The following is a 17751-nucleotide window of genomic DNA, read 5'->3' as shown; positions in this document are numbered from 1 at the left end:
TTTAGAACGTTTCAATCGGAATGGAACCATGCGGATTGAAGCGTGTCAATCACCGATTCGGATTCGTTACGGAAGCCGGCGCGGGCCGGGGCGGCGGGGTGCGCGTCGTCGCGGCGGTGCCCGAGCCTCGGCCCGGCGGACAGTGTCCGGGGTGCGTGAGGGCGAGCGTGTCCGTCGGGCCGAGCTTCGGCGTCGACGGGGCGCTAGCGTGCCGCCGTGCCGGCGCGCTGCCGTCGCTCAGGCCTCGGTGCGCCGCGGGTCGCTCGGCGGGGGCGTGCTCGCCGCCGCCGCTGCCGCGCCGGCCCGCCCGAGGGTGCTCTCCCGCGGCACGAGCTCGCTGCCGAGCACCACCGTCCGGTGCACGTGCTCCGCGGGGTCGTCGGTGAGTTCGGCGAGCAGGAGGTCGACCGCCGCCGCACCCATCTCCGCGCCGTGCATCGTCACCGAGGTGAGCGGCACCGCACCGCCCCACGCCACGGAGTTGTGGTCGCAGCCGGACACCGGGATGTCCTCCGGCACGCGGATGCCCGCCGCGCGCAGTTCGGTCACCACGGCCATCGCCAGCAGGTCCGTCACCCCGAGCACGCCGTCCGGGCGCTCCTCGACCGGCATCGCCGCGATCCGCACACCGGCGTCGGTGCCGCCCGGCGGGTCGATGTCGCCCGCGTCGACGTCCACCAGGCGCACGTCGGGGTGCTCCGCGATCGCCCGGAGCAGTCCGGCCCGCCGGCGCGACACCGGCTGGAGGTCGGGCCTGGCACTCACGAACCCGATCCGCCGGCAGCCCTGCTCGACGAGGTGCTTCGCCGCCACGTACCCGGCCTGCTCGTTGTCGACGACGACCGAGCAGGCGTCCACCTCGGCCGGCTCGTAGTTGACGTAGACGATCGGCCGGCCGTGCTGCTTCGCGGCCTCGACCTGGTCGCGCGACTCGGTCATCGAGGCGAGCAGGATGCCCGACACCCGCGTGCTCTCCAGGAACGCCAGATGCTCGCCCTGCGCCACGAGGTCGTTCTCGCTGCTCGCCACGAGCAGCGTGTTCCCGCGATCGCGCGCGGCGGTCTGGGCTCCGCTCACCATGTCCGTGAACAGGGAGTTCTGCAACGAGGACACCACCAGGCCGATCGCGCGGGTGCTCCCGGAGACCAGTGCGCGCGCGTTGCGGTTCGGCGTGTACCCGAGGGCGTCGATCGCGTCGCGCACGCGGGCCGCGGTGGCGTCGGCGACGCGCTCCGGGTGGTTGAGGACGTTCGAGACGGTCGCGAGCGAGACGCCGGCCCGAGCGGCGACGTGGTGCACGCTCGGCGGTCCGTCGCGCCGGGGGACATGCACCATGCTCCGATCGTAGGCGGCGCGGGGTGCGGTCCCGGCCCACCACCGGACGGGAGGCGCGGTGCGGCGCCGCCCCGCGCCTCCCGTCCGCCCCGTCGCAGCGGACGCGGCCCGAGTCTCGGGGTCAGCGACCGTTCTCGGGGACCCGGCCGCGAGGAGTGTCGCCCTGCCCGAGACTCGGTGGGTGTGCGGCGAGTCTCGGTGGCGCGGTCAGCGCTCGGCGACGGTCGATTGGCGCACGACGAGCTCGGGCGTGAACTCGACGTGGAGGGTCTCGACGTCGTGGCCCTCCTCGACCTGGGCCAGCAGCAGCTCGATCGCCCGGCTGCCGAGGTCCTGCGCCGGCTGCCGCACCGAGGTGAGCGGGACGACCGCGGCCTCGGCGAACGCGATGTCGTCGTAGCCGACGATCGCGATCTCGTCCGGCACCCGGATCGACCCGCGCATGATGAACGCCTGCTCGAGTCCGACGGCGAGCAGGTCGTTCGCCGCGAACACCGCGTCCGGGCGTTCGGCCGCTGGGCGCGCCTGGAGCTCCTCGCCGATGCGGCGGCCCTCGAGGACGGACAGCGACGTCGTGGCGAGCACCTCGAGCGAGGCACCGGCGGCCTCCGCTGCGGCGACGGCCCCGGCGTGCCGGTCGGCGACCTGCCGGATCCCGAACGGTCCGCCGACGAAGGCGATGCGCCGGCGACCGATCTCGGTGAGGTGGGACACGGCGATGCGCCCGCCTGCGACGTCGTCGACCGACACCGAGGCGAAGTGCTCGTCGTCGGCACGGCGGTCGACGAGCACCACGGCGGTGCCCTGGTCGCGGAGCCGCCCGAGTCGGGTGAGGTCGTCGCCCGCGGGGGAGATGAGGAGGCCGGCGACACGGCGTTCCTCGAACAGGTCGACGTAGGTGTGCTCGCGGTCGACGGACTCGTCGGAGTTGCCGACGAGGACCGCGAGGCCCTTCCGCATCGCGGCGTCCTCGGCGCCCCGGGCGACGTCGGTGAAGAAGGGGTTGCCGCCGTCGAGCACGATCAGCCCGACGGTGGAGCTGCGGCCGGCCCGGAGCTGGCGTGCGGAGTCGTTCCGCACGAACCCGAGCGCGGCGATGGCGGACTGCACGCGTTCGACGGTGCCGGGAGCGACCTTGTCGGGCCGGTTCAGCACGTTCGAGACGGTGCCGAGGGACACGCCGGCGAGTGCTGCGACCTCCCGAACACTCACTGCCATGGGGTCATCCTGGCATCCCGGGGGTCGATCGGCGTGTTGCGGGGGTGGTGTCGGCGCGGTGACCGGCGTTCCCGGGGGTTGTCGGGGGCGTGGGGGCGCGGGGGCTGGCGTTCCCGGCGTTCCCTGGGGTTGTTGGGGTAGTTCTTTCCCCTCACGGGTGTACTGGAAAGCGGAATCGCGCATACCGGGTCAAAAGAACCAGCTCGGTACGCACGGAAGCGCTCGGTACGCGCGGAAGCGCTCGGTACGCGCGGAAGCGCTCGGTACGCGCGGAAGCGCTCGGTACGCGCGGAACTGCTCGGTACGCGCGGAACGACTCGGTACGCGCGGAAGCGCTCGGTACGCGCGGAAGCGCTCGGTACGCCCGGAACCGCCCCGCTCCGCACCCCGGGCTTGCCCTCGCGTCGATCCCCGGGTAACGTCCTCGCAGCACCGTTGAAACGATTCACTGACGAACACGCACGAACGGAGGACCAATGGCGGTCCGTATCGGAGCCAGCAACACGACCGGCTGGAAGGCCACCATCTCGGTGGCGATGTCGAACTACATCGAGTCCGGGTCGATCATCGCGATCGCCACGAGCCTCGTCTTCTGGCAGGCACAGTTCCACATCGGCGACCTCGGCGTCGGGCTGCTCGCCAGCCTGTCCTCGAACGCGTTCGGGGCGGCGATCGGCGCAGCGATCGGCGGTCCGCTCTGCGACCGGTACGGCCGGAAGTTCATCTACACGTACGACCTGGTCCTGTACATGGTCGGCGTCCTGCTCGCGGTGTTCGCGGGTAACTACGGCATGCTCCTCACCGGCTTCGTCCTGTGCGGGATCGCGGTCGGCGCGGGCGTCCCGGCGAGCTGGACCTACATCGCCGAGCAGGCTCCGGCCGGCAAGCGCGCCGCCCACGTCGGCACCGCGCAGCTCGCCTGGTCGATCGGGCCGATGGTCGGGTTCGCGCTGGCGATCGCGGCCGCCCCGCTCGGCCTCCTCGGCAGCCGGCTGATCTTCGCGCACCTGTTCGTGGTCGCCGCAGTGGTCTGGTGGCTTCGCCGTGGACTGCCGGAGTCGGGCATCTGGAAGGACGAACGCGCGGCCGCGGGGCGGACGAGCTTCTTGCACGGCGTCGGGCAGCTCTTCTCGAAGAAGGTCAACCTCGTCGCCATGGCGTTCCTGTTCGGCGTCTACGCGATGTGGAACACGGTCGCGGGGCAGGCCGGCATCTTCCAGCCCCGGATCTACGCCGCCACCGGGGTCACGAGTGTGATCGAGCAGGACGCGCTGCAGGTCCTGGTGTGGTTCTGCACCGTGCTGACGACGTACTTCGTCTTCATGCGGTACGGCGACCGGATCAGTCGGCGGGTCCTCTTCGCCGTCGGTGCCGCCCTCGCCATCGTCACGTGGGCGGTGCTCATCTACGGCCCGGCGAACCTGGGCACGCTGCTGTTCTTCGCGATCGGTTGGGGCATCTCCTCCGGTATCGGCGCGCAGGCGTTCTACGGCCTCTGGACGAGCGAGCTCTTCGCCACCCGCTACCGTGCGAGCGCGCAGGGAGTGCTGTTCCTGGCGGCACGCGTCACGGTCGGTCTGCTGAGCATGTGGTTCCCGCTGCTGCTGACGGACATCGGCCTCCGACCGCTCGGCGGCCTCATCATCGGGCTGCTCGCGGTGTCGTTCGTGGTCGGCACGATCTGGGCGCCGGAGACCCGTGGCAAGAGCCTCGAGGAGATCGAGGCCGAACGCTACGGCACCGTCACCAGCGCGACGGGGACGGTCCGCACCGCCGAGGAGCACGCAGAGCGCGAGCGCGCGCGGGGCGCGCGATGACCGGGCCTGGAGGCACGGATCACGTCACCCGCGTCTGCTTCCGTCTGCAGGTGGCGGCCGAGCACCTCGACGCCTACCGGGAGCGTCACGCCGCCGTGTGGCCGGCGATGCTGCGCGCGATCGCCCGCGCCGGACGTCGGAACTACTCGCTCTTCCTCGACGACGACGGGTTGCTCATCGGGTACTACGAGACCGACTCGGTGGCCGATGCCGACGCGTCGCTCGCCGCCTCGGAGGTCGCCGCCGCGTGGGAGTCCCACATGCAGGACCTGTTCGACGGCGCGACCGGCCGCGCCGACCAGACCGCGCGGTTGCTGCCCGAGGTCTTCAACCTCGAGGACCAGCTGGCCGCCGCCGACTGAGGCGCAGGGTCCCGGTCAGCGCGTGGGGGAGTGGAACACCAACCGGTTGCCGAACGGGTCGGGGACGTCGAGGTCGTCACTCCACGACTGGTGGTCGATCCCGATCCGGAGCGGGTACACGGTGTTCTCCTCGAACTCCCGCTGCAGCGCGACGACGTCGCTGACCTCGATCCGGACCGCCGAGCCCGGTGTCGCGTCGCCGTGGTGCTCGCTGCGGTGCAGCACCGCGCCCTCGCGGGAGACCTGCCGGGAGATCGGCAGCCCGGGACCCGCCCTTCGTGAGCAGGAACGGTCGGGTCTGCTCGACGGACCCGACCGTTCCTGCTCACGATGCGCCTGCGCCTGCGCCTGCGCCGCGCTGGGGACGTCAGGAATCGCGGCGGAGGGTGTCGTTCCCGCCGCCGGCGATCGCCTCCTTCGTGGTCCACCCGTACCAGCGGCCGTCGACCTCGGCGGTGACCCGTCCGTCGCCACAGGTCACCAGACCGCTCGTCGGCAGGGCCTCCGGCAGGAAGTCCGCCGCCATCGCCGGGCCGCCCTTCGTCCCGTCGACCGCGGTGCAGCTGGCGGTGTCGACACCGGAGGCCGACGTGAACGCGATCGCGTAGCCGGGGTCGCTCGTGTCGAGCCGGACGTCGATGTCCGTCGCGTCCTCCGGCACCCAGGACGGCATGAACCACGCGAGGTCCTCGGAGTTCGCCTTCGAGGGTGCGTCGGCGGCGCTGTCGAAGTGCTTCTGCTGCTCGGGCATGTACGGCTCGATGACGCTGCAGCCGGCGAGCGTGACGCCGATGAGTGCCAGACCGAGCGCGGCGGCAGCGGCGGTGAAGGCGGATCGGTCGGAGGAGTTCCTGTGCATGAACCCATCGTCTCGGCGACCGTTCCCGGGCAGAATGGCGCTCGCACCCGGACCGGGGTGGGGTTGCCCCCCCGGGCGGAGTACGGTCCGGGACATGGCTGACGTGTTGCACGCCGAGGACCTCGGCATCGACCTGACCGACGGGAGGCCCCAGCAGCTCTACCGGTGGTTCCTCGCGAGCATGCTCTTCGGGCGGCCGATCCGGCAGCAGCAGGCCGCGGAGACCTACCGCGCGCTGATCGACCACGGGTTCACGAGCCCGGGGAAGTTCGCGGGGGTCGGACACGAGCAGCTCCGCCGGGTCCTCGACGAGGGCGGGTACGCACGGTTCGACCACCAGATGGCCGATGCCCTGCACGAGACGATGCACACGCTCGACGCCGACGAGGGTTCGGTGTCGCACCTCGTGAGGACCGCGGGTTCGCGGGAGGAACTGCGTGATCGGCTCGGCGACCTGCGGGGCGTCGGCCCGAAGACGATCGAGATCTTCCTGCGCGACGTCCCGGACGACGTGCTGCCCGACTGACCCCCGTCCTTCGTGAGCAGGAATGGTCGAGTCCGCTCGACGGACCCGACCATTGCTGCTCACCGAACACGGGCCGTGGGCACCGGGGACCGCAAGGGGTCCTCGGTACCGTGGGCCCATGCAGCCGCCCGCAGCCGGAACCCTCCGCATCCTCCACCTGTCCGACACCCACCTGACGGGCGACGGCGCCCTGCACCAGGGTTCGGTCGACACGACGGCAGCGCTCGAGGACGTCCTCGCGCGGGTCGACGGTGTCCCCGGTGTCGGGCTCGTCGTGGTCTCCGGGGACGTCTCCGAGGACGGCAGCCCGGAGTCGTACGCCGCGCTGCTGGAACGCGTCGGCGGATGGGCGGAACGGCACGGAGCGGCGCTCGTCACGGTGCCCGGCAACCACGACCTCCGCGAGGGCTTCCGGCAGGTCCTCGCGAACGGACACGTCCTCGGCGAGGACGGCCGTCCGCTCATGCACACGATGGAGTACCACCCGCCGACGGTGCCGGTCTGGGGTCAGTCGCTCGTCGCCGGTCGTCGCGTCGTCACCGTCGACACGAGCGTCCCCGGTGCCGGGTACGGCGCGATCAGCGAGGCGTCCCTCGACCGCCTGCGCGCTGCCCTCGCGGGCGACCATGCGCCGCACGGCACGATCGTCGTCCTCCACCACCCGCCGATGCCGGCGCCGACCGCCCTGCACGCCGCGCTCGAGCTCCGTGACCAGGACGCGCTGGCGGACGTGCTCCGCGGGTCGGACGTGCGGGTCGTCCTCGCCGGGCACTACCACCACCACTTCGCGGGATCGTTCGCCGGTGTGCCGGTGCTCGTCGCACCCGGGGTCGCGAACGACACCGACGTGACCGGGCCGTACTCCGAGGAGTCCGCCCACGTCGACGCCGGCGCACTCGTGGTCGACGTCGCCGAGGACGGTTCCGTCTGGTCGACCCCGGTCCGCGTGCCGCGGCCGGACGCCGACCCGCTCGCCTTCGCGTTCGACGCGGAGACCGTGACCCGCATCATCGACGCGGCCACCGGGCGGTAGGCGGCGGGGACCCTGCTGCGCGGCGACGGACGGGAGGCGCGGGGCGGGCCCGCACCGCGCCTCCCGTCGGTGGGGTCCGCACGTCGGTACCCCGCACGTTCGGGTTGCACGCGGGAACTCCGAGTAGGCCGGTGCCACACCTCCAGCGAAGGAGCACGCCATGCGGATCGGCAGCGCAGTCCAGTACGACCGGTACGGCGGGTTCGACGTCGTCGAACTCGTCCCCCAGGAGAAGCCGGAGCCCGGACCGGGCGAGGTCGTCGTCGAAGTGTCCGTCGCCGGACTCAACCACATCGAGCGGTTCCTCCGCGAGGGACAGCTCCGTGAGTTCATCGACCTCGAGTTCCCCGCCCACCAGGGCGTCGACTTCGCCGGCGTCGTCCGGGCCCGCGGCGCCGACGTCCGCGACCTGCACGTCGGCGACGAGGTGATGGGCCACGCCCCGCACGGGGGATCGCACGCGACCTGGGTGACCGTTCCCCGCGGCGCCGTCGTGAAGAAGCCGTCGACGATGACCTTCGAGGTCGCCGGAAGCCTCTACCTCGCCGGGTGCACGGCGCTGTCGGTCGTCCGGTCGCTCAAGCTCGGGCCCGCCGACACCGTCGTGATCAGCGCTGCGGCGGGCGGCGTCGGGCACATCGAGTGCCAGCTCGCCCGCGACACCGGTGCGACCGTGATCGGCCTCGGCAGTCCCCGCAACCACGACGCCCTGCGGCAGATCGGCGTCCTGCCGGTCGCCTACGGTGAGGGCGAGGAGCAGCGGATCCGCGACATCGCCGAGGACCGACCGATCACGGCGTTCATCGACAACCGGGAGCACGGCGAGAACGTCGAACTCGCATCGCGGCTCGGCGTCGACCCGAAGCGCTTCGTGTCGAGCGAGGACCGGCGTGACCTGGAGATCCGGTTCCTCCGAGCGCCCGGGGACGACACCGAGGCGGCGGAGATGCTCACCACGCTCGGCGACCTCGTGCAACGGCACAAGGTGCAGTTCATCATCTCCGGCTACTACCCGTTCGAGTACATCGTCGACGCCTACGAGGACCTCGCCGAGATGCACTCCCGCGGCAAGGTCGTCGTCGGGATGCAACCCGTCGAGACCGGTGCCCGGCTGCACTGGTACAAGTCCGAGAAGTCCCGCGACCTCCGGGACCCCGTCAGCTGAGGATGTCCTTGCTGGCGAACCGGCTGTACGCCAGCGCGCCGAACACCACGACGTAGCCGAGCTGCAGGACCGCGTTCGACCCGAACGAGTCGAAGGCGATCGGGTCGCGCAGCAGGTCGCCGAACCCGAGCCACTGGTGCGAGAACAGGAACGGGTGGAGCCACTCGAGCTGCGGGAGCTGGTCGAGGATCTGCGACGCCCCGGCGAGGACGACCGTCGCCGCCATGGCCCCGACGGGCACGCTCGTCAGGGTCGAGGCGAACAGTCCGATCGCCGCCAACCCGAGCATGGACAACGTGACGTACAGCGCCAGCAGGAGGGCCCGGCCGGCGTAGGACCAGCCGTCCACCTGGGTGCCGGAGAGCAGCGTGACCGGGCCGATCGGGAACAGCGCCGCGCCGATCGCGGCGCCCACCAGCACGATCAGGAGCGTGGCGGCCAGGCAGAACGCGACCGCTCCCGCGTACTTGACGAGGATGAACCGCACGCGACCCGTCGGCGCGACCAGCAGGTAGCGGATGGTGCCGTGGCTCGCCTCGCCCGCGACGGTGTCGCCCGCCACGACCCCGACCGTGAGCGGCAGGAACAGGGGGATCGAGACCGTCAGCGCAGTGAACGACACGAACAGCCCGTTGTTCGTGATGTCACCGAGGAACGCCGGCCCGCCCTGGTCACCCCCGGTGGCGACCCGGACGGCGACCGCGATGAGGATCGGCACGAGTGCGAGCGCGCCGAGCATCGCCCACGTGCGTCGGCGCCGGAACACCAGCGCGAGTTCGGAGCCGAGCAGCGCGAAGGGGCGCTGCCGACGGCGGGGCAGGGCTCGGTCGTCGCTCGTCTGCTGGACGGCGGTGTCAGGCTGCGACATCGAATCCCTCCCCGGTGAGCGCGACGAAGAGGTCCTCGAGGGTGCCCCCGCCGACGGTCAGGCCACGAACCCGGACGTCGGCTCGGACGAGCTCCGCGGTGATCGTCTCGGGCAGGACCTCGTGCGGCAAGTCGGCGACCAGGACGTCGGCGCCCCCTTCGTGCCGCGGCGTCAGGCCGAGCCGCATCAGCACCGAACCGGCCTGACCCAGGTCCGGCGTGCGGACGATGACGGTGCGGACCCCGGCGGAGCGGAGCTCCTCGAGGGAGCCCTGCGCGACGAGCTTGCCCGTCCGCATCACCGCGGCGTGCGTGCAGACCTGCTCGATCTCGGCGAGGAGGTGACTCGACACGAACACCGTCGTGCCGTCGTCCGCCAGGGAACGGATGAGGTTGCGGACCTCGCGCGTGCCCTGCGGGTCGAGGCCGTTCGTCGGTTCGTCGAGCACCAGGAGGTCGCGCGGCGCGAGCAACGCGTTGGCCAGGCCGAGGCGCTGCTTCATGCCGAGCGAGTACGCGTGGGCCCTCTTGTCGGCGGCGTGGGTCAACCCGACGCGGTCGAGCGCACTCGCGACGCGGGCCTTCCGGGTGCTCGGGTCCGACGTCGGGTCGGCGGCGTCGAAGCGGAGCAGGTTCGCCCGGCCGGACAGGTACGGGTAGAACGCCGGCCCCTCGACGAGCGCCCCCACCCGGGGCAGGACGTCGTGCAGCGCCTTCGGCATCGGCTGCCCGAGCACCTCGATCGTGCCGCCGGTCGCGCTCGACAGCCCGAGCAGCATGCGGATCGTCGTGGTCTTGCCGGACCCGTTCGGCCCGAGGAAGCCGAAGACGGCACCCCGGGGCACGGCCAGGTCGATGCCGTCCACCGCGCGCTGCTTGCGGAACACCTTCTGGAGGCCCGTGGTGCGGATCGCGAGGTCGGTCGCCGTCGCCAGGGTGGTCACGGCCGTGTCCGCCGCGCCCGTGGCGTCCGCCGTGGGTGGTTCCGTCGTGCTCACTTCGCGGCGGCGACCAGGGCCGACACCGGCACGGCGCCGGCGAGGACCCGGCCGTCGTCGGTCAGGTAGACCGACACGAGCGAGGTCTGCACCGCGCGCCCGCCGTCGACCGACTTCGTCAGCTGGTCCAGCAGACCCGACGCGTCGTCACCGAGGGAACCCTGCTCGACCGTGCCCTTCGGCAGTTCGGCGATCGTGCTCCAGCCCGTCCCGGTGAACGTGGGCTCGTCGCCGACGGGAGCGGAACCGTGCCCCGCGTCGCCCTTCGCGTGGGCCTCGGCCTTCGCGTGCGCCTCGGCCTTCGCCGTCGCGTCGGAGAGGTCCTTCGTCTCGACCTTCGCGTTCGACGGCGGGGTGAAGTCGAACAGGCGCGCGGCCGGCGCGCCGTACTGCAGGCTGGTGAACCCGACCTGCACCGCCGGGTCGGACTGCCCCGTCGCCTCGATCGTGGCGCGGAGCGGGAGCCCGGTCTGCTGGTCGACCGCGAGCCGCACGGAGCCGACGAGCGTGTCCGAGGACTTCGGGGTCAGCGTGATCTGCCACGCGTCGTGTCCGGCGACCCGGACGTCCGTCGGCTTCGAGACCGTCGTGGACGGCGTGATCGCGTCGATCGCCTGCTTCGCGATGTCGGCCGGCGTGGTCGCGCCGTTCTCCGGCGTCGCGGCGTGCTCCGGCAGGATCACGTGGGTGGCCGTGCGCTCCTTCGAGTCCCACGTCCAGACGTCCGAACCGTTGCGGACGAGGTCCTGCTCGGCGAGCTGCTGCGTCAGCTGGACGCGCTGCTTGTCGGCGCCGTCGACGTAGAGGCGGGCGGTGTGCGAGGAGGTGAGGAGTCCGAGGGCGTCGGAGGCGTTGCCCTCGAGCGAGGACCCCCCGGACCCGGTCGGGAGCTCCGGGAGACCGAGGTCGCTCGTCTGCACGAGCTTGCCGGAGTACCGGGCGTCGGAGGACTGCGCGATGCTGGCGATGACGTCGGCGGCGGTCGGCTGCTTCCCGGCGATCGGGTCGTTCGCGGCGTTGGCGATCATCGGTGCGGCGACCGCGCCGGCGACGACGACCGGCGCGATGACTGCGGGCAGCCAGGCTGACTTCTTCATCGGTTTCCCCTCGGTGGAGCATCGGAGTCGGGAGTACGGTACGTCCCGCCCCCGACAGGAGCCTGGGCGTTCGTAGACTCGTGGGACGACCGACGACGGTCGGCTGCGACGAGGGAGACGGCATGCGGGCGGTGCTCGGTCTGGACATCGGGACGTCGAGCACGAAGGCCCTGCTCGCGCGGTTCGACGGCACCGTGATCGCCGAGGTGAGCCGGCGGCACGAGGTCGACCGGCCGGAGCAGGGCCTCGTCGAGATGGACGCCGGTGTCTGGTGGGACGAGTTCACGACGCTGACCCGTGCGCTCCTCGACCGGGTGCCGGACGTCGACGTGACGGCGGTCGGCGTGAGCGGGATCGGCCCGTGCGTGCTCCTCACCGACGCCGACGGCGAGCCGCTGCGTCCCGCGATCCTGTACGGCGTCGACACCCGGACGGCGGACATGCTCGACGACGTCACCGCGGAGCTCGGCGGCGAGGACGCGGTCCGGGCCCGGTGCGGTTCGGCGCTCAGCACGCAGGCCGCCGGGGTGAAGCTCGCATGGGTCGCCCGGAACGAACCGGCGGTGTGGGCCCGCGCGGTCCGCTGCACGATGCCGTCGTCCCGCGTCGTGGAACTGCTGACCGGGGAGTACGTCCTCGACCACCACTCGGCGAGCCAGACGACCCCGCTGTACGACGTGCACCGGAACGCCTGGATCCCGGAGTGGTGCGCCGCGCTCGCGCCCGGTCTCGAGATGCCGCGGCTCCTCTGGTCGGGCGACCGGGCAGGGGTGGTGACGGACGAGGCGGCCGCGGCCACGGGCCTCCCGGCCGGCATCCCCGTGACGGCCGGGACCATCGACGCCTGGGCGGAGGGCGTGAGCGTCGGGGAGTCGGTGCCGGGCCGGATGTTCCTGCAGTACGGCACCACGATGTTCATGATCGCGCCGACGGCCGAACCGACCTCGGTGCCCGGGATGTGGACGACGGTCGGGACGCACCCGGGGCAGCCGAGCGTCTCCGGCGGGATGGCGACCTCGGGTGCGATCACCGACTGGCTGCGGCGGCTCGTCGACGGCGAGTGGTCGACGATGCTCGAGGAGGCCCGGTGCTCCGGCATCGGCGCGAACGGCCTGCTGATGCTGCCGTACTTCGCGGGGGAGCGGACGCCGATCGCGGACCCGGACGCGCGCGGGGTGATCGTGGGGCTGACGGTCCGGCACACCCGCGGGGACCTGTACCGGGCGACCCTCGAGGCGACGGCGTACGCGGTGCGGCACAACGTCGAGGTGCTGCGGGCGGCCGGGGTCGAGGTCCGCGAACTCGTCGGCGCCGGCGGGGGACTGCTCGGGCGGCTCTGGCCGACGATCGTGTCGGACGTCACCGGGCTGCCGCAGACGGTGCCGAGCGTGACGATCGGTGCCTGCTACGGGTCGGCGTTCCTCGCGGCGGGACTCGTGGAGGACGTGGACGTCACCGCGTGGAACCCGCCGGCGACGCGCATCGAACCGGACCCGGCGGCGACCGCGGCGTACGAGCCGGGGTACCGCGACTACCGCGAGCTGTACGACGCGACGAAGGCCGTCGTGCACCGGTTGGCGGCGCGCGGCTGACCCGATCGCGCCCGGTCGAACCGCGGATCCGACGTCGAACCGGGCACGAGGGCCGGTTCGACGTCGGATCCGTGGTCCAGAGCCCTAGGCGCCCGCGCCCGCGGACGCGTCGACGCCCGCCGGTGCGCTGCCGTCGTACTCGCAGATGGCCTGGACCTTCGAGGCGCTCGCGGACGACGGGTCGAACTCGTAGCCGAGCCACTCCTTCGCCAGGCGCCGTGCGAGTTCCACGCCGATGACGCGCTGGCCCATGCAGAGCACCTGCGCGTCGTTGGACAGGACGGACCGCTCGACGCTGAACGAGTCGTGCGCGGTGACGGCCCGGATGCCGGGGACCTTGTTCGCGCTGATCGCGACACCGAGCCCGGTGCCGCAGATCAGGATCGCCCGGTCGGCCTCGCCGTTCGCCACGAGGCGGGCGGCGTCGACGGCGACGTGCGGGTACGCGGTGTGCCCGTCGGCGTCGACGCCCACGTCGACCACGGACGCCACGCGCGGGTCGGCCTGCAGGTCCTGCTTGATGATCTCCTTGTAGTCGAACCCGGCATCGTCCGAGCCGATCACGAGACGGTACGTCATGCGTGCGTTCCTTCCAGTTCGTTCGAACGGGTGGCGAGGACCTCGCCGACCCGCGTGAGGATCATCCCCATCGAGGTGGCACCCGCGTCGGGCGTCCCCAGGCTCTTCTGCGCCAGCGGTCGAGCACGCCCGACCTTCGGCGTGAGGTCCGCGGTCGCCCGCGCCTCGTCGACCGCGACCACAGCAGCAGCCTGCCACGCGTCGGTGAGCGACGAACCAGCCGTGACCGCGTTCCGCAGCTCGTCGACGAAGGGCAGCAGCGCGTCGAGCAGGGTCTTGTCCCCGCGCGAGGCCCCGCCGAGGTGCACGATCGAGTCCGCGAACGCCTGTGCTGCGTCGACGACGTCGGACGCTCCGTACGCGGAGCGGTCGTCGCGCAGCGACCGACCGAACGCCTCGAGCGCCGCACCCCACAGGACCCCGGAGGTGCCGCCCGCGAACTCGGCCCACGCGTCACCGGCGCGTCCGAGGACGAAGGCGACCCCTGCCTCCCGGCCGACCGAGTCGACCGCCTTGCGGGCCGCACCGATCCCCTTGACCATGCCGCGCCCGTGGTCGCCGTCGCCGGCGACCGCGTCGATGCGGCCGAGCTCCTCCTCGTGCTCCCGCAGGAGCGTGTCGATCGCCTCGATCGCGTCGCGAGCGGTCTGCGCCGCCTGCCGGGAGGCACCGCTCGCGTCCGGCACGAGCGTCGCCTCGTCCTCGGCGGCGTCCACCGCGTCGGCCGGCACGAGCGCCGCCACCGGCGCCGCCACCTTGCGGTACGCGGGCGTGTAGGCGTCGGCCGTCCACAGCGGCTCGAGTTCGTCGTCGAGCCACTGCAGGGTCAGCGAGCAGCCGCCCATGTCGAGGCTGGTGACGAGCTCGCCCACCTCGGGCTCGACGACCTCGAGCCCGGCGTCCCGCAGCAGCGGGAGCACGCGACCCCAGAGCAGGAAGAGCTCCTCGTACTTGGTGTCGCCGAGGCCGTTCAGGATCGGCGCGACCCGACTGCCCGCGTCCGCCGGGCGGTCGGCGAGCAGCCGTTCGACGAGCAGGCTCGCGAGCTCGGTCGCAGGGAGCAGCGGGACGTCCTGGATGCCCGGTTCGCCGTGGATGCCGAGCCCGAGGCCGAGGTGGCCGGCCGGGACGGTGAACAGCGGCTCCGTCGCGCCGGGCATCGTGCAGCCGGAGAACGCGACCCCGATCGTGCGGGTCGCCGCGTTCGACGCGTTGCCGATCCGCTCGACCTCGTCGAGCGTCGCACCGGTCGCGGCGGCGGCGCCCATGGCCTTGAAGACCGAGAAGTCGCCGGCGATCCCGCGCCGCTTCGACTCGTCGTCGGCAGAGGCGATGTCGTCGGTGACCACCACGATGCGGGTGTCGATGCCCTCGGCGCGGAGCCGTTCGGCCGCGAGCCCGAAGTTCATCGTGTCGCCGGCGTAGTTGCCGAACGACAGCACGACGCCCTTGCCCTGGTCGGCGGCCTTCGCCACGGAGTAGACCTGCGCGGTCGACGGCGAGGTGAAGATGTTGCCGACGACGGCCCCGGTGGCGAAGCCCGGACCGACGATGCCGCAGAACGCGGGGTAGTGGCCGGACCCGCCGCCGACGACGACGGCGACCTGCGGGTCGGCGCCCGCGGTGGGGAGGGTGACGACGCCGCCGTGGACGCCGCGCACGCGGTCGGCGTACAGGGCGAGCCAGCCGGCGAGCTGGTCCTCGGCGAACTCGTCGGGGTCGTCGTGGATCGTGGTCATGGTGCGTGTCCTTCGGTCGTGTGGGGGGTGGTGCACCGGGCGACGGCGGGACGGCCGCCGTCGCCCGGAACTCAGTGTGCGCTCCGGCCCTGGGGCACCTTGAGGAAGTGGATCATCACGAACGCGCAGGCGTACAGGCCGACGAACGTCCAGGTGACGGCCTGGCCGCCACCACCGAGGGCGAGGACCGCGGCGACCACACCGGTGCCGAGGAACGCCGCGCCACCCGCTGCGGTCGTGTACATCGCCATCGCGGCGCCCTTGTGCTCCGGGGCGAGCGCCGGCATGATCGCGCCCATCGGGACGAACCCGGCGAGCAGGCAGCCGAACACGCAGCCGGCGACGACCGAGAGCACGTAGCCCCAGTCCGAGCCGGCGGGGACGAGCTGCGGGACGTACCACCAGGCGACGAGTCCGGTCGCGGAGCCGACGATGCCGAACCACTTCACGGTGCGCTGCCAGCCGATCTTGTCGCCGACCCAACCGAACAGGGCGTTCACGAGGATGTTCGTCGCGTAGACGCACACGGTCATGAGCAGCCACCGGCTCTGTCCCCAGCCGCGCTCGTTCGCGATGACGGCGGGCAGGACGACGAACATGCCGAACTCGGGGGCGGTGTTGATCAGGCGGACCAGGAAGCCCATCAGGATCTTCGGTCGGGTCGCGGTGAGCCGGATGCCGCTCGTCAGGACCCGCCAGGCGCTCTCGCCGGCCGGGGCGATCCGCTGGAACCCGTTCGGCAGGCGGACGCCGAACAGCAGGATCAGGAACCCGATGACGACCAGACCGATCGAGGCGATCATCGCGCCGGTCTCACCGGCCGTGCCGCCGCCGAACACCGGGATCGCACCGATCGCGAACAGCGAGCCGAGGGTCGGCAGGCCGCCGGTGAACGCCACGTAGAACCAGCCCACCGCGGAGCCGTTCCGCTCCACCGGCGTGGTGATGTTCACCCAGACGAGGAACGCGAACGCGAACAACGGGTACCCGAAGCCGCGGATCGCGTAGGTCACCGCCGCGAACGGCACGCTGCCGAGGCTCAGGGCGAGCAGGAACAGGACCTCGAAGACGACCCAGACGGCGAAGCCGAGGATCATCACCCGGCGCGGACCGACGAGGTCGGACAGCGCACCGGAGACGTAGCTGCCGATGAGGGCGGCGAGGCTGTAGAACGTCACGATCGTCGCGACCGTGGCCTCGGGGCTGCCGAGGACCGCGACCATGTGCGGCGTGATGAAGTTCGACTCGACGCCGTTGCCGGTCATGAAGACCAGGACGGCGAGGAACCCGAGCGCGAGGGGACGGGGGATGCCCATCCGGTCGAGGTGGCCCTCGGTGCGGGCCGCTGCCGGCGCACCCGTGGCGCGCTGTGTCGTCGTTGACATGCTTGCTGACTCCTGTGGTCGGTGGGCTCAGGCCTGCAGGGACGGGAGGATGGAGACCTTGACGCTCGCGCCGGCCGAGTCGCCGACGAGGTCGAGGGCCTCCTGGAAGCGCTCCAGCGGGAACTGGTGCGTGCAGATCTCCGACATCGGCAGGGTCTCGGTCTCGAGCAGCTTGATCGCGGCCGGCCAGGTGTGCGGGCCGAGGTGGGCGCCGCGGACGTCGAGCTCCTTGTCGTCGGAGATGATCGACCAGTCCACGGACACGTTGTCCTTGAAGACCGAGTACTCGACGAAGGTGCCGAGCTTGCGGAGCAGGTTGAGGCCCTGCGGCACCGCCGACGGGTGGCCCGTCGCCTCGATGTAGACGTCGGCACCGTAGCCGTCGGTGAGCTCCTTGACGCGGGCGACGGCGTCGTCCTCGGCGATGTTGATGGTGATGTCGGCGCCGACCTTGCGGGCCAGTTCGAGCTTCGCCTCGACGACGTCGAGCGCGATGATCCGGAGCGGGTTCTTCTGGCGGGCGCCCGCGATGGCGGAGAGGCCGATCGGGCCGGCGCCGGCGATCACCACGGTGTCACCGAACTTGATGTCTCCCCGCTCGACGGCGTGGAAGGCGCAGGACAGTGGCTCCGCGAAGGCGGCGACCTGGCCGGGCAGGGCACTGGACACCGGGTGGGTCAGCGCCTTCGCCGGCACGAGGACGTACTCGGCCATCGCGCCGTCGTAGCCCTTGAAGCCGAACATGTCGTGCACGTTGCACATCCAGTACGCGCCCTCGAGGCAGTACCTGCACTCCCAGCACGGCACGATCTGCTCGCAGGCGATGCGGTCCCCGAGGTCGACCTTGCGCTTCGCCAGGGTGTCGTCGTCCCCGGCGACGATCGTGCCGACGAACTCGTGGCCGGGGATGCGGTCCGTCTCGGCCCAGGCGGCGCGGTTCTCGTCGCCCCAGAACTTGGCGGCACCGTGGTAGCACTTCAGGTCGCTCGCGCAGATGCCGACGGCGTCGGTGCGGAGCAGGAGTTCGCCGGGACCGGGCGTCGGCACGGGGCGGGTCTCGAGGCGGTAGTCGCCCGGACCGTGGACGACGACGGCGCGCATCGTCGTGGGGATGGTCGTGTCGGCCGTGGTGCTGGCCGCGTTCTGTGTCGTCGTCGACATGAGCTGCTCCTCCGTTGG

17 protein-coding genes are annotated in these 17751 nt (G+C 72.0%); 6 read left to right on the top strand and 11 right to left on the bottom strand.

What is annotated here, in order from left to right; translation table 11 throughout:
- Positions 1-237: 237 nt before the first annotated feature.
- Both ACRQ4B_RS15635 and ACRQ4B_RS15630 read right to left on the bottom strand, forming a co-directional pair.
- Positions 238-1335, bottom strand: coding sequence for a LacI family DNA-binding transcriptional regulator (locus ACRQ4B_RS15635; protein WP_439692312.1), 1098 nt, complete (start codon positions 1333-1335; stop codon positions 238-240).
- Positions 1336-1542: 207 nt separating this feature from the next.
- Entirely contained in the window at positions 1543-2553 is a 1011-nt protein-coding gene (locus tag ACRQ4B_RS15630) for a LacI family DNA-binding transcriptional regulator (RefSeq protein ID WP_439692311.1), read from the bottom strand.
- 476 nt (positions 2554-3029) lie between these two features.
- On the opposite strand from ACRQ4B_RS15630, the gene ACRQ4B_RS15625 reads away from it, so the two are divergent.
- Positions 3030-4370: an MFS transporter gene (locus tag ACRQ4B_RS15625; protein WP_439692310.1), complete on the top strand. Its 1341-nt coding sequence runs from the start codon at positions 3030-3032 to the stop codon at positions 4368-4370.
- On the top strand, positions 4367-4732 hold the full coding sequence (locus ACRQ4B_RS15620) for an L-rhamnose mutarotase (RefSeq protein ID WP_439692309.1): 366 nt from the start codon (positions 4367-4369) through the stop codon (positions 4730-4732). The genes ACRQ4B_RS15625 and ACRQ4B_RS15620 overlap by 4 nt, the downstream gene beginning before the upstream one ends.
- Positions 4733-4747: 15 nt before the next feature.
- Here ACRQ4B_RS15620 and ACRQ4B_RS15615 read toward each other — a convergent pair whose 3' ends face one another.
- Together ACRQ4B_RS15615 and ACRQ4B_RS15610 are read right to left on the bottom strand one after the other, a co-directional pair.
- A complete protein-coding gene (locus tag ACRQ4B_RS15615; protein ID WP_439692308.1) occupies positions 4748-5206 on the bottom strand; it encodes a glyoxalase superfamily protein in 459 nt (152 codons plus the stop codon).
- Positions 5100-5591, bottom strand: a complete 492-nt coding sequence (locus ACRQ4B_RS15610) for a hypothetical protein (RefSeq protein ID WP_439692307.1) — start codon at positions 5589-5591, stop codon at positions 5100-5102. The genes ACRQ4B_RS15615 and ACRQ4B_RS15610 overlap by 107 nt, the downstream gene beginning before the upstream one ends.
- Positions 5592-5685: 94 nt before the next feature.
- Between ACRQ4B_RS15610 and ACRQ4B_RS15605 the strand changes: the two genes are divergently transcribed.
- The 3 genes from ACRQ4B_RS15605 (at position 5686) to ACRQ4B_RS15595 (ending at position 8315) form a co-directional block, all read left to right on the top strand.
- A complete protein-coding gene (locus ACRQ4B_RS15605; RefSeq protein WP_439692306.1) occupies positions 5686-6117 on the top strand; it encodes a hypothetical protein in 432 nt (143 codons plus the stop codon).
- Between the two features lie 118 nt (positions 6118-6235).
- Complete coding sequence (locus ACRQ4B_RS15600) at positions 6236-7150, top strand: metallophosphoesterase (protein ID WP_439692305.1); 915 nt, start codon at positions 6236-6238, stop codon at positions 7148-7150.
- 160 nt (positions 7151-7310) lie between these two features.
- Positions 7311-8315: an NADP-dependent oxidoreductase gene (locus ACRQ4B_RS15595; protein WP_439692304.1), complete on the top strand. Its 1005-nt coding sequence runs from the start codon at positions 7311-7313 to the stop codon at positions 8313-8315.
- On the opposite strand, the gene ACRQ4B_RS15590 is transcribed toward ACRQ4B_RS15595, so the two are convergent.
- Genes ACRQ4B_RS15590 through ACRQ4B_RS15580 form a run of 3 tightly spaced genes read right to left on the bottom strand, consistent with a single transcriptional unit; the run spans position 8308 to position 11277 of the window.
- On the bottom strand, positions 8308-9183 hold the full coding sequence (locus ACRQ4B_RS15590; RefSeq protein WP_439692303.1) for an ABC transporter permease: 876 nt from the start codon (positions 9181-9183) through the stop codon (positions 8308-8310). The two genes, ACRQ4B_RS15595 and ACRQ4B_RS15590, sit on opposite strands and share 8 nt — an antisense overlap.
- Entirely contained in the window at positions 9170-10126 is a 957-nt protein-coding gene (locus tag ACRQ4B_RS15585) for an ABC transporter ATP-binding protein (protein ID WP_439694419.1), read from the bottom strand. Before ACRQ4B_RS15585 ends, ACRQ4B_RS15590 begins: the two co-directional genes overlap by 14 nt.
- A gap of 50 nt (positions 10127-10176) precedes the next feature.
- Positions 10177-11277 (bottom strand): LolA family protein, encoded by a 1101-nt coding sequence (locus tag ACRQ4B_RS15580; protein WP_439692302.1) that lies wholly within the window; start codon positions 11275-11277, stop codon positions 10177-10179.
- Between the two features lie 122 nt (positions 11278-11399).
- Between ACRQ4B_RS15580 and ACRQ4B_RS15575 the strand changes: the two genes are divergently transcribed.
- On the top strand, positions 11400-12869 hold the full coding sequence (locus tag ACRQ4B_RS15575; protein ID WP_439692301.1) for an FGGY-family carbohydrate kinase: 1470 nt from the start codon (positions 11400-11402) through the stop codon (positions 12867-12869).
- An 84-nt stretch (positions 12870-12953) separates the two neighbouring features.
- On the opposite strand, the gene ACRQ4B_RS15570 is transcribed toward ACRQ4B_RS15575, so the two are convergent.
- From ACRQ4B_RS15570 to ACRQ4B_RS15555, 4 genes are all read right to left on the bottom strand, one after another.
- Positions 12954-13448, bottom strand: coding sequence for a ribose-5-phosphate isomerase (locus tag ACRQ4B_RS15570; RefSeq protein ID WP_439692300.1), 495 nt, complete (start codon positions 13446-13448; stop codon positions 12954-12956).
- Entirely contained in the window at positions 13445-15187 is a 1743-nt protein-coding gene (locus ACRQ4B_RS15565) for a dihydroxyacetone kinase family protein (RefSeq protein WP_439692299.1), read from the bottom strand. The genes ACRQ4B_RS15570 and ACRQ4B_RS15565 overlap by 4 nt, the downstream gene beginning before the upstream one ends.
- A 71-nt stretch (positions 15188-15258) precedes the next feature.
- Complete coding sequence (locus ACRQ4B_RS15560; RefSeq protein ID WP_439692298.1) at positions 15259-16572, bottom strand: MFS transporter; 1314 nt, start codon at positions 16570-16572, stop codon at positions 15259-15261.
- A gap of 27 nt (positions 16573-16599) precedes the next feature.
- Positions 16600-17733, bottom strand: a complete 1134-nt coding sequence (locus ACRQ4B_RS15555) for a zinc-binding dehydrogenase (RefSeq protein ID WP_439692297.1) — start codon at positions 17731-17733, stop codon at positions 16600-16602.
- Positions 17734-17751: the final 18 nt, after the last annotated feature.

Origin of the sequence: Curtobacterium sp. SP.BCo (assembly GCF_051903265.1) — a bacterium.
Lineage (GTDB): Bacteria > Actinomycetota > Actinomycetes > Actinomycetales > Microbacteriaceae > Curtobacterium.
Note: the sequence above shows the minus strand (reverse complement) of the source record. Positions and strands in the feature narration are given on the sequence as shown.